The organism is Herbaspirillum rubrisubalbicans (assembly GCF_003719195.1).
Lineage (GTDB): Bacteria > Pseudomonadota > Gammaproteobacteria > Burkholderiales > Burkholderiaceae_D > Herbaspirillum > Herbaspirillum rubrisubalbicans.
In genome coordinates this window covers 2368889-2380342 of record NZ_CP024996.1, presented here as the reverse complement: position 1 = coordinate 2380342, position 11454 = coordinate 2368889, and the positions used below count along the sequence as shown (strand labels likewise).

Here is an 11454-nt window from a genome sequence, read left to right as displayed (position 1 = left end):
TCAGGCGGCGTAATCGTCGATCTCGCGCGCCTTCTGCAAGGCGTCGTCAATGCGCTCCACGGCAATCACCTTCAAGCCCTCGATGGGCTGCTTGGGCGCATTGGCCTTGGGGATCACGGCGATGGAAAAGCCCAGCTTGGCTGCCTCGCGCAAGCGCTCCTGACCACGCGGGGCGGGACGGATCTCGCCGGCCAGGCCAACTTCCCCGAACACCACCAGCCCGCGCGGCAAAGGCTTGTTGCGCATCGAAGAATTGATGGCCAGCAGCACCGCCAAGTCGGCGGCCGGCTCGGTAATCTTCACGCCACCGACTGCATTGATGAACACATCCTGATCGAAAGCCGCCACGCCGGCATGTCGATGCAGCACGGCCAGGAGCATCGCCAGCCGGTTCTGCTCCAGCCCCACCGATAGCCGGCGCGCATTGGGCACGTGCGAGCTGTCCACCAGCGCCTGGATTTCCACCAGCAGCGGACGCGTGCCCTCCTGGGTCACCATGACGCAGGAGCCTGGCACCTGATTCTCATGCTGCGACAGGAACAGGGCCGAAGGATTGGAGACCCCCTTCAAGCCCTTCTCGGTCATGGCGAACACGCCCAGTTCGTTGACCGCGCCAAAGCGGTTCTTGAAGGCGCGCACCAAGCGGAAGCTGGAATGGGTATCGCCCTCGAAGTAAAGCACCGTATCGACGATGTGCTCCAGCACGCGCGGGCCGGCCAGCGCGCCTTCCTTGGTCACATGGCCGACCATGATGATGGTGATGCCGGAAGTCTTGGCGACCCGCGTCAATTGCGCCGCGCATTCGCGCACCTGCGCCACCGAGCCGGGAGCCGAGGTCAACGCATCCGAATACAGGGTCTGGATGGAGTCGATCACCGCCACTTCGGGCTTGTGCTCGGCCAGAGTAGCCAGGATCTTTTCCAGCTGGATCTCGGCCTGCAATTGCAGCTCGCGCGCATCCACCGCCAGCCGCTTGGCGCGCAGGGCGATCTGAGAGCCGGACTCTTCGCCGCTCACATAGAGGACTTTCTTGAGCTTGGAGATATTGGCCAGCGCCTGCAGCAGAAGGGTCGATTTGCCGATGCCGGGGTCACCGCCGATCAGGGCCACGCCACCCGGTACCAGGCCGCCGCCTAGCACGCGGTCGAATTCCTCGATGCCGGTGCCAAAGCGCGGCACGTCGATGGCCTCGATATCGGCCAGGCTCAGCACCGGAGCCGTCTGCGCCAGGCTTTGCGGGCCCGAGGAATAACGGTTGCCGCCGCTGGCTTCCACCAGGGTCTCGACCAGGGTGTTCCACTGCCCGCAGGCCGGACACTGGCCGGCCCATTTGTTGCTGATCCCGCCGCACTCGGTGCAGGTGTAATTGGTCTTGACCTTGGCCATCGTCGCCTTGCTGCCCTTGCTTTCCTGTTTGCTGTCACTTCCTGGCAAATCTGCCAGAAAGTTCATCTATTTCAATTACTCCACTTCACGCACCGCCACCCGCGGGGCCAATGCGCACATCAGTTCATATCCGATGGTACCCGCGGCAAAGGCGACCTCATCGATGGGCAACCGATTGCCCCACAACTCGACGTGGCTGCCCACGGTCGCACCCGGCACGTCGCTCAAGTCCACGCACAGCATGTCCATCGACACCCGGCCCACGGTGGCGGTCTTGACGCCATCGACCAGCACCGGTGTGCCGCTGGGCGCATGACGCGGATAACCGTCGGCATAGCCGCAGGCCACCACGCCGACCCGCATGGGCTTGTCGGCCACGAAGCGGCTGCCATAACCGATAGCTTCACCGGCCGGGACTTCCTGCACGCCGATGATCTTGCTTTCCAGGATCATGGCTGCGCGCAGGCCGAAGTCGGCCGCGCTGCCGCCACCGGGGGTGCCGCCATAGAGCATGATGCCCGGACGGATCCAGTCGTTGGCCAGTTCCCCATGCATCAGGTCGGCGGCGGAATTGCAGAGGCTGCGCGGACCGGCCAGGCCTTCGGTGCCGGCCTGGAAGCGGCGCACCTGCTCGGCCAGCGGCAGCGCCGGGTTGCCGGCATCGTCGGCATTGGCGAAGTGGGTCATCATGGTGATGCTGCGCACGCTGGCAATCTTCTGCACGCGCTCGTAGGCAGCGCGGAAAGCCTCGGGCTTGAAGCCCAGGCGGTTCATGCCGCTGTTCATCTTCAAGTGCACATGCAGGGCGCTATCGGTGACGAATTGTTCCAGCAGCGCGATCTGTTGGTCGCAATGCACAGCGAACTGGATGTCATGCTGGGCCAGCACCGGCAGATCGTCGGCATCGAAGAATCCTTCCAGCAGCAGGATGGGCTTGGTCCAGCCCAGTTCGCGCAGGCGCACTGCATAGTCCGGCTCCACCAGCGCCAGACCATCGGCGGCAGCGAAGCCGCGCATGGCGCGTTCCAGCCCGTGACCGTAGCCATTGGCCTTGAGCACGCCCCAGACACGAGCCTGGGGGGCGTGGGCACGGGCCACGGCGAGATTATGTTGAAGCGCGGAAATGCTGATGGAAGCGAGGATCGGTCTTGGCATGATATCCAGTGGGGGATGGCAGGTAAGGAGGCAGACGACTGACAGAAGAGAAGATGGCTAACCAGCTGGCAATGCCGCCGTGGGCCTGCCTGAAGCGCTTGGCCCGGGCGTTTTTGCCCAGCGAGGAACAAGCGGACATTTTACCGGACGAACATCTTTCTGGTTTGACTTATGACGGAGTGCACATGGTTTCATGGTATAAAGCTACCCGGACATCATTTGTTATACATCTTGGACAGGGATGAATCGCGGTTTCTATACCATCATGGCGGCGCAGTTCTTTTCGTCGCTCGCCGATAACGCGCTGCTGATCGCCGCCATCGCCCTACTTGCCGAAATGCACTCGCCAGCGTGGATGACCCCGCTGCTGAAGTTGTTCTTCGTGCTTTCCTATGTGCTGCTGGCCGCCTTCGTGGGCGCCTTCGCCGACGCCTTCCCCAAAGGCAAGGTCATGTTGGTTACCAACATGATCAAGATCGCCGGCTGTTCCCTCATGTTCTTTACCGTGCATCCGCTGCTGGCCTATGCCGTGGTGGGCTTTGGCGCGGCAGCCTACTCACCGGCCAAGTACGGCATCCTCACCGAACTGCTGCCACCGGAAAAACTGGTCGCAGCCAATGGCTGGATCGAAGGGCTCACGGTGGGCTCCATCATCATGGGTACGGTGCTCGGAGGGGCGCTGGTGAACCCCAAGATTTCGGCGGTGATCCTCAGCTTCGATTTCCCCATGATCGACCTGCCCATCGACACCCCTACCGAAGCCGCCCTGTGCATCATCTCCTGCATCTACATCATCGCCGCACTGTTCAATTTCTACATTCCTGATACCGGTGCCCGCTACGAGCACCAGGAACGCAATCCCGTGCGCCTCATCGTCGATTTTGCCAATTGCTTCACCACCCTGTGGAAGGACAAGCTGGGCCAGATCTCGCTGGCCGTGACTACGCTCTTCTGGGGCGCCGGAGCGACGCTGCAGTTCATCGTGTTGAAATGGGCCGAAAAGTCGCTGCACATGCCGCTGGACAAGGCTGCCATCCTGCAGGGTATTGTCGCCGTGGGGGTGGCGCTGGGTGCGGTAGCCGCGGCCCGTTTCGTGCCACTGAAAAAGTCACTGACCGTCATGCCTCTGGGCATCATCATGGGCATCGTGGTGATGCTGATGACCACCACCACCTCGGTGTGGGTGGCCTACCCGCTGCTGGTGATCGTGGGTGCACTGTCGGGTTACTTCGTGGTACCAATGAACGCCCTGCTGCAACACCGCGGTCACGTGCTCATGAGCGCGGGCCACTCGATTGCCGTGCAGAACTTCAACGAGAACCTCTCGGTACTGACCATGCTGGTGCTGTATGCCTTCATGGTGCGCATGAACCTGGATGTGAATACCGTCATCATCATCTTCGGCTCCTTCGTGGCCGGCATCATGTATCTCATCATGCGCCGCCATGCCGCCAACCAGCGCGAGCACGACTCTCTGGCGCTGATCGGCGAAGACAAACACCCGCACCACTGACACGCCAGCAAAGGCCTGGGCCTGTTCAGACCTGCAAGATGGCGTGCCGCACGGTATCGGCGGCACGCGCTTCCCACTGCGGCGGCACGATGAAAGCGCGTGCCGTTTCCAGCAACTCCGGCTGCGCCCCTTGCTCCAGGCGGCATTGCGCCACCATCACCGGATTATCGTCAGCGCGGAACATCTCTTCGAGCCGCAACAGCAACTGCGTCAGCGACATCCCCTGCTCTGGCGGCAGCCTGGCCGGTGCGAGCCAGGACAGGCGCGGCAACAAGGCATAACGCATCTTGTCATCGCTGCCGTCGTCCAGCGCCTGCAAACCCGACGCATCGCACCAGAAGCCGCGGCAATGATCTGCGGCGATGCCCATCGCCGGGGGCAAGACCAGGGCCTCCCCCTGGCGATAAAACAACCAGCCCTTGACCAGCGCTCGCGCCGCCACCACCGGTGCCGGCAAGACCGCCTGCGCGGCCGGATGGGAGGAGAGCATCAACTGATGCTGCATGATCTTGCGCATCTTGCGCCCCAGCGAATCAGCCAGGTTAGGACCGACGAAGGCGTCTGCGGCCTGCCGAGCAGCACTGTCGCGCCCCTGCAGGAGATAGAACTTGGTGGCAAATTCCCAATGCACCACGCCACCATCACTCTCGGCCTCGGGCGAGCGCACCAAAAAATCGAATTCGCCCAGCGTCTCGCGTTTAGGGCCTTGGTTGTGCACCTGCAGGTTGGCGGCCACCAGGCAATCTTGCTGGCGCAGGTAGAAGCCGAGCAGTTTTTCGGCATACCGCCCCAGCCGAGCCGAGGGCTGCTGCGCCATGTGGGCGTGCAGCGCCGCGTTCAGCGCAGGATCGTATTGCAGGTCATGCAGCCAGCCTGCGACTTCCGGCGAGAGCACCCCCAGGCTGGCGATGCGGCCTTCCCAGCAGGCCGCCTCCGGCGCCAGCAGGTCCGGCGCATACAGCAGCCAGGCCAGGGCGCGCACATGCGGGTCGCGCAGTTCGGGCCAGCGCTGGTGAAAGCGCATCTGATGCGCATGAAAGCCCGGACCCAGCATCGCCTATGGCCTTAGCGCGCCTGCGCCTGGTAGGTGCTCATGGCCAGGCACAGGTCGGCCCAGGCCTTGCTCTTGTCATTGAGTGTGCGCAGCAGGTAGGCCGGATGGTAGGTCACCACCAGCGGCAATTCCTGGTAGCGATGCACGGTGCCGCGCAGGCGCGAGACCGGCGTGGTCGGATCCATCCCCAGCAGGGAAATGGCGGCCGTCTTGCCCAGTGCCACCAGCACGGTCGGCTGGATCAGCTCGATCTGGCGCTGCAGGTAAGGCAGGCAGGACGCCACTTCCTGCGGCGAAGGAGGACGGTCGCGACCATTGTCGTCGGTGGGGCGGCATTTGACGATGTTGGCGATGTAGGCGTTCTCGCCACGCTTGACGCCCATGGACAGCAGCATGTTGTCCAGCAGCTTGCCGGCCGGGCCGACGAAGGGCTCGCCCTGCTGATCCTCGTTGCGGCCCGGGCCTTCGCCAATGAAGAGCCATTTGGCCTTTTCATCGCCTACGCCAAACACGGTATTCTTGCGCCCCTGACACAGGCCGCAACGACGGCAGTCGGCGACCTGCTGCTTCAACTGCGGCCAGTCCATGGTCTTGATCCTGGCGATCAGCGGATCGATGGCCGGCGCGTCTTCGTCATCCTCGCCATCGGGAATGAGCATGGGCTCCATCGACGCGGCGAAGTCCATTTCATCCAGCCACGAAGGAGGACCACCTGCGTGCGCTTCGTCGATCGGGGCGCGAGGACGTGCGGGTACAGCAGATGGCTTGGCGGCAGGCTGGGCGTTCACCGCAGGCTTAACCGGCACATCCTCGGCAAGAGCAACCGGATCAACGACCTTGGCCTGCACTACTTCAACGTCAGGCGCTGGCGCGGCTGGCGGCGACGCCTGTGGTGCCAGCGCCTGGGCTTCTTCCACGGCCAGTTCGCGCCGCACCCATACCGGGCCGATGCCCAGTGCATCCAGCAGGGCCAGCGAGGAGCCGAAGCCGGGGTCCTGTTTCAATTCTTCACTCATAAGGGCAGGCTCATGACGATAGCCCCTTCACGGGTCTGGTTGGCGGCGGGATAGTAATTCTTGCGCCGGCCGATTTCGGTAAAGCCATAGTGGCGATAGACCTTGGCAGCATGTAAGTTCGATTCGCGTACTTCCAACAGCATCATGCGCATCTGGTGCTGGCGCGCCACTGCCGTGGCCCGGTCCAGCAGCAGGCGTCCCAGCCCCTGGTGCTGATGGGCCGCCGCCACGCTGATATTGAGCAGGTGCGCTTCATCGACGGCCAGCATCACCAGGAAATAACCCAGCAACTGACCCCGGGCGTCGCGCAGGGTCTGCGCCTGGTAGCCGCTGTAGAGCGAATCCTGGAAATTGCCCCGGGTCCAGGGATGTGAATAGACCGCATCCTCGATCTGCACCACCGCATCCAGGTCAGCTGCGCTCATGACCCCGAACTGCAAGATGCCATAGCGAGGATGCGATACCGTCGGCGGCAACTCCACTGCACTCATGCGGTGCCCTTGGCAGCATCGCGCTCTTCGCGCTCGGCCGTGGTCAGGGCCACCTTGTTGCGCAGGTAGAGCGGCTGCGCCTCTTCTGCCGGCAAGGCCAGGCCGCGCGCAAAATGCATCTGGCCCAGCGTGGCCACATGGCGCGCATGGGGCATGGCCTGGGGGTAGACGGCGGCAAACCGGCTGCCACAGAAAGACTCAGTGAAATGCTCCCCATAGACCGCCAGGCCATTGCCACAGGCATAGGGCCGGCCGTCGATGGTCACCTGGGCGGCCGGCGACAAGGCCGGTTCGGCCAGCACCTCCCAGCCACCGTCGAGGCGGGAGCGATAACGCGCCCAATAGACTTCCCCCATACGTGCATCGAGGATGGCCAGTACCTCAACCGCATTTGCATCCTCGGCATGACAGGCCTGGGCAGCAGCTTCCAGCGTCACCACCGGCACCACCGGCCGGTCGCAGCCGAAGGCCAGCCCCTGTACCACGCCGCAGGCGGTGCGCACGCCGGTAAAGGAGCCGGGGCCCACGCCAAAGGCCAGGGCGTCGCATTGCGACAGCGCCAGGCCGGCATCGGCCAGCAAGTGCTGGATCATGGGAAGAATCGCATCGGAGTGAGTCTGCGCACCCGCAGACTGGCACGCAATCAGTTCGCCCCGGTAGAGCAAGGCCGCCGAGGCCAGCTCGGTGGAGGTTTCAATAGCAAGAATCGTGGACATCCCGCTATTTTACCGTGCCAGGCACAATTGTTCGGTTCGTTGACAGCAATCATGAGTCTTTGTGCGGCAGCGCAAAACCAGGACGCGTGATGCGAGTAAAATAAGCGCGCCATGTCCTACCAGAAACTAGACCAGACCAACCGCCGCCAACTCGCCGAGGCGCTACGCAACGACACCTGGGTCGTGGCTTGCCTGTGCGCGAACTGGTGCGGCAGCTGCCGCGAATATGAAGCCGCCTTCCAGGCCTGGGCGGCGCGCTACCCGCAACATCATTTCGCCTGGATCGATATCGAAGACCAGGCCGACCTGGTCGGTGATCTCGACATCGACAATTTCCCCACCCTGCTCATCGAACGCGGCGCCACCGTCGCCTTCTTCGGCCCCATGGAACCCGATACCCGCCTGGCCGAACGCATCCTGCTGGCGCAAGTCGACAAGAGCGACGCCGAACTGCAAAGCGAAGCCAGCAGCTCTGCCGAGCGCCGCAGTTGGCAGCAGGACTGCAGCCTGCTGGACAAGCTGGCCGATGTGATCGGCTGAGCAACCTCGGCACACCAGCCTCAGGTCAGCCAGGGGTCGGTCTCCGGATGCGGAAAACGGGCGCTGACGAAATCGGCGAAGCTGCGCACCTTGGCCGACAACAGTCGCCGGCTCGGATAGACCATGGAAATGACCACCTGGCCCATATCGAAGTCCGGCAGCACCTGCACCAGCTTACCGCAGCGCAGGTCATCGCCCAGCGAATAGGAAGGCCGCAGCACGATGCCCATGCCGGCCAGCGCCAGGTCGCGCAGCAACACGCCGCTATTGGAAACCACCTTGCTGACGATGGGCACGTCCATCACCCCCGCCTCAGTATTGACGTGCCAGTGATGGCGCAGATATTCATGGGAGAAGTTCAGGCAACTATGGCGCGACAGGTCTTCTGGCTGCTCCGGCGCACCATGACGCGCCAGATAGGCGGGCGAGGCGCACAGGATCACCCGGGCCACGCCCAACTGACGCACGATCATGCTGGCATCGAACTTTTGCATACTGCTGAAAAAGCCGATGTCGATGCCCTCTTCCACCAGATCAATGGAACGATCAGACAAGTTGATATCCAGCGCCACCTCGGGATAGGTCTCGGCATACGCGGCCAGCATCTCGCCCAGTTGCGACTGGCCGAAACCGGCATTGGAATAGATGGCCAAGGTACCGGCCGGCCGCTTGGTCTCCAGTGACACCAGGGCTTCGGCGTCATCGACCTCGGCCAGGATCATGCGCACCCGCTCCAGGTAAGCCTGCCCGGCCTCGGTCAGCGACAGACGCCGGGTGGAGCGATTGAGCAGCCGCGTACCCAGGTGCGCCTCCAGATCGGCGATGAAACGGGTCGCCACGGCATTGGAAATGTCCAGCAACTCGGCTGCCCGCACGAAACTGCCCTGCTCCACCACCTTGGCAAACACCCGCATTGATTGCAAGCGATCCATTTTTCAAGCCCCTGATTGTTCCATAAAGAGAAATAGTCAATTCCGATTAGACCCATTTCTCTTTGACTTCGCAATATTTACACTTCTTCCATCGGTTGGCGCCACGCAACATAACCCTGCCGACCGACTTCGCCAGATCGCCCACGAGTGAACTTTCCCACCAGGAGAGTGCTTTGCAGTCCGCTTTTCAAGCCTTACTCGCCGGCATCCGGGGAAGCCCGATCCACCACTGACTCAAAGAGGATTCATCATGAACATCAAGAATATCGTCGTTGCCGCCTCCCTGCTAGCCGCTGCTGGCGCCGCCATGGCCGAAGCCCCGTATCCGCCGGAAACCCCGTTCCACTCGACCCAGACCCGTGCTGACGTCAAGGCAGAACTGCAACGCGCCCAAGCCAACCACGAGATCGCCCTGCGCAATGAGTACCCGCTGGTGCGCCAGGCCCCCTCCAAGTTGAGCCGCCAGGATGTCCAGAACCAACTGCAGCAAGCCAATCGCGCAGCACAAAGCCTGTACAACGGCGCCTGATCTGTCCCATCCTGTCGGTTGATGCATTGACCGATGTCGCACAGGCAGTGTTCCGCCTCGGCGCATCCCCCGCGTTGTACATGAATGAACGCGAACGTATGCTGACCGCACGCGTCTGAACCGCCGCACCGTAGTTCCAAGCAGTACCGTTGTTTCACCGTACCGCAGCACCACCTGCCATGCCGCCACTCATCAACGGGCGCATGACAGTTGGTGCCCCAGCCTTCAGCTTCCCTCCTCACTCCCTGCACTTTCCTTCATGGCTCCCATTTTTTGCCGCATGGACTTCGCATTCCAGCGCCACAAGCCTGCCAAATCATGCACGCACGGGCCCCAGGATGCTCATTTCCGACGGTCAATGGCGGGTAAGGCGATTTTTCGGTGAATCCGGGAAGAATCCCGGCAGAAGCAAGCCACATCAAGCTTTCCCTTGAGATTTTGGCGCTGCGCATGTAAAGTCAAGGGTTTGTTCCTTCCGGCCTAGCTAAGGGTTTCTTGTCAAAGTCGGGCCACCTTTTTTTATCCCCTATGGCTTTATACGTTCACAAATACGGCGGCACCTCGATGGGCTCGATCGAGCGCATCCAGAATGTCGCAAAGCGCGTTGCCAAATGGCACGACGCCGGCCATCAGATCGTTGTCGTGCCCTCGGCGATGTCTGGTGAAACCAACCGCCTCTTGGGCATGGCCAAGGAAATCATGGCCCAGCCCGACGGCCGCGAACTGGACATGCTGGCCTCTACCGGCGAGCAGGTGTCGGTGGCGCTGCTGGCTATTGCCTTGCAGGCGCTGGGCAAGCAAGCCGTCTCCTACGCCGGCTGGCAGGTTCCCATCAAGACCGACTCGGCCTTCACCAAGGCCCGCATCCGCTCCATCGATGACGCCAAGGTTCGCAAGGATCTCAATGCCGGCAAGGTCGTCATCATCACCGGCTTCCAGGGCGTGGACGCCGACGGCAACATCACCACCCTGGGCCGTGGCGGCTCGGACACCTCGGCCGTGGCCGTGGCCGCAGCCATGAAGGCTGCCGAATGCCTGATCTACACCGACGTCGACGGTGTCTACACTACCGACCCGCGCGTGGTCAGCGACGCCCGTCGCCTCAAGACCGTGACCTTCGAAGAGATGCTGGAAATGGCCTCCCTGGGCTCCAAGGTCTTGCAGATCCGCTCGGTGGAATTCGCCGGCAACTACAAGATGCCGACCCGCGTGCTGTCGTCGCTGACCGACCCGCTCACGCCGCTGGCCGAAGAAGCCGCCTCCGGCACCCTGATTTCGTTTGAGGAAGACAAGAACATGGAACAAGCAACCATCACCGGCATCGCCTTCAGCCGCGACGAAGCCAAGATCACCGTGCTGGGCGTGCCCGACCGTCCGGGCATCGCCTACCAGATCCTGGGCCCGGTGGCCGATGCCAACATCGAAGTGGACATGATCATCCAGAACCAGTCGGTGGAAGGCAAGACCGACTTCACCTTCACGGTGCCGCGCGGTGAATACGCCAAGGCCGTGGAAGTGTTGAACGCCAGCGTCAAGGCGCATATCGGTGCAGCCGCCATCAATGGCGACACCAAGGTCTCCAAGGTCTCGGTGGTAGGCGTGGGTATGCGCAGCCACGTGGGCATCGCTTCGCAGATGTTCCGCACCCTGTCCGAAGAAGGCGTGAACATCCAGATGATCTCCACCTCGGAAATCAAGATCTCGGTCCTGATCGACGAAAAGTACATGGAACTGGCCGTGCGCGCCCTGCACAAGGCCTTTGATCTGGACAGCGCCAAGTAATCTGCACGACCCGCCGCAGCGAAGACGGCACCGGTGAAAAAACAGTAATTATTTGCCAGACGACTGTTGACCGGATGCAAATGAGAAGATATTATCTCGGTCTTCGCTGAGGCAACGCAGCAATGCGATAACAGCCTGCAGTGTGGAGACGTGGCCGAGTGGTCGAAGGCACTTCCCTGCTAAGGAAGCATACGGGCTTAAACCTGTATCGAGGGTTCGAATCCCTCCGTCTCCGCCAACAGAATGTTTTAAGAAGTTCGTAGTTGTTCGCAAAAGCCGCTCTGCCCCTGGGTTAGAGCGGCTTTTTTGTTCTCTGGTGTTCGGCAACGTTCATTTACAT

At 62.1% G+C, this 11454-nt stretch carries 11 protein-coding genes and 1 tRNA gene; 5 read left to right on the top strand and 7 right to left on the bottom strand.

Going from position 1 to position 11454, the window contains the following annotated elements:
• Together radA and alr are read right to left on the bottom strand one after the other, a co-directional pair.
• Positions 1 to 1386, bottom strand: coding sequence for a DNA repair protein RadA (gene radA, locus RC54_RS10795; protein ID WP_061790419.1), 1386 nt, complete (start codon positions 1384 to 1386; stop codon positions 1 to 3).
• Positions 1387 to 1461: 75 nt separating this feature from the next.
• Positions 1462 to 2541, bottom strand: coding sequence for an alanine racemase (gene alr / locus RC54_RS10790; protein WP_058895275.1), 1080 nt, complete (start codon positions 2539 to 2541; stop codon positions 1462 to 1464).
• 241 nt (positions 2542 to 2782) lie between these two features.
• On the opposite strand from alr, the gene lplT reads away from it, so the two are divergent.
• Positions 2783 to 4054 carry a lysophospholipid transporter LplT gene (gene lplT, locus RC54_RS10785; protein ID WP_061790411.1) on the top strand — a complete coding sequence of 424 codons (1272 nt, stop codon included), beginning with the start codon at positions 2783 to 2785 and terminating at the stop codon, positions 4052 to 4054.
• A gap of 25 nt (positions 4055 to 4079) precedes the next feature.
• Here the strand turns inward: lplT and RC54_RS10780 are convergent, their stop codons facing one another.
• Genes RC54_RS10780 through tsaB form a run of 4 tightly spaced genes read right to left on the bottom strand, consistent with a single transcriptional unit; the run spans position 4080 to position 7331 of the window.
• Positions 4080 to 5108 (bottom strand): DUF1853 family protein, encoded by a 1029-nt coding sequence (locus tag RC54_RS10780; RefSeq protein WP_061790410.1) that lies wholly within the window; start codon positions 5106 to 5108, stop codon positions 4080 to 4082.
• 11 nt (positions 5109 to 5119) lie between these two features.
• Positions 5120 to 6124 carry a uracil-DNA glycosylase gene (locus tag RC54_RS10775; RefSeq protein ID WP_058895272.1) on the bottom strand — a complete coding sequence of 335 codons (1005 nt, stop codon included), beginning with the start codon at positions 6122 to 6124 and terminating at the stop codon, positions 5120 to 5122.
• A complete protein-coding gene (gene rimI, locus RC54_RS10770) occupies positions 6121 to 6615 on the bottom strand; it encodes a ribosomal protein S18-alanine N-acetyltransferase (protein WP_058895271.1) in 495 nt (164 codons plus the stop codon). The genes RC54_RS10775 and rimI overlap by 4 nt, the downstream gene beginning before the upstream one ends.
• Positions 6612 to 7331 (bottom strand): tRNA (adenosine(37)-N6)-threonylcarbamoyltransferase complex dimerization subunit type 1 TsaB, encoded by a 720-nt coding sequence (gene tsaB, locus RC54_RS10765; protein ID WP_061790409.1) that lies wholly within the window; start codon positions 7329 to 7331, stop codon positions 6612 to 6614. The genes rimI and tsaB overlap by 4 nt, the downstream gene beginning before the upstream one ends.
• 111 nt (positions 7332 to 7442) lie before the next feature.
• On the opposite strand from tsaB, the gene RC54_RS10760 reads away from it, so the two are divergent.
• On the top strand, positions 7443 to 7871 hold the full coding sequence (locus RC54_RS10760; RefSeq protein ID WP_017451028.1) for a thioredoxin family protein: 429 nt from the start codon (positions 7443 to 7445) through the stop codon (positions 7869 to 7871).
• Positions 7872 to 7891: 20 nt separating this feature from the next.
• Here the strand turns inward: RC54_RS10760 and RC54_RS10755 are convergent, their stop codons facing one another.
• Positions 7892 to 8803 carry a LysR family transcriptional regulator gene (locus RC54_RS10755; RefSeq protein ID WP_061790408.1) on the bottom strand — a complete coding sequence of 304 codons (912 nt, stop codon included), beginning with the start codon at positions 8801 to 8803 and terminating at the stop codon, positions 7892 to 7894.
• Between the two features lie 250 nt (positions 8804 to 9053).
• On the opposite strand from RC54_RS10755, the gene RC54_RS10750 reads away from it, so the two are divergent.
• The 3 genes from RC54_RS10750 to RC54_RS10740 all read left to right on the top strand — a co-directional run bounded on the left by RC54_RS10750 (position 9054) and on the right by RC54_RS10740 (position 11352).
• Entirely contained in the window at positions 9054 to 9332 is a 279-nt protein-coding gene (locus RC54_RS10750; protein ID WP_061790407.1) for a DUF4148 domain-containing protein, read from the top strand.
• A gap of 528 nt (positions 9333 to 9860) precedes the next feature.
• A complete protein-coding gene (locus RC54_RS10745) occupies positions 9861 to 11114 on the top strand; it encodes an aspartate kinase (protein ID WP_061790406.1) in 1254 nt (417 codons plus the stop codon).
• Positions 11115 to 11258: 144 nt separating this feature from the next.
• A tRNA-Ser gene (locus RC54_RS10740) sits at positions 11259 to 11352 on the top strand.
• Positions 11353 to 11454: the final 102 nt, after the last annotated feature.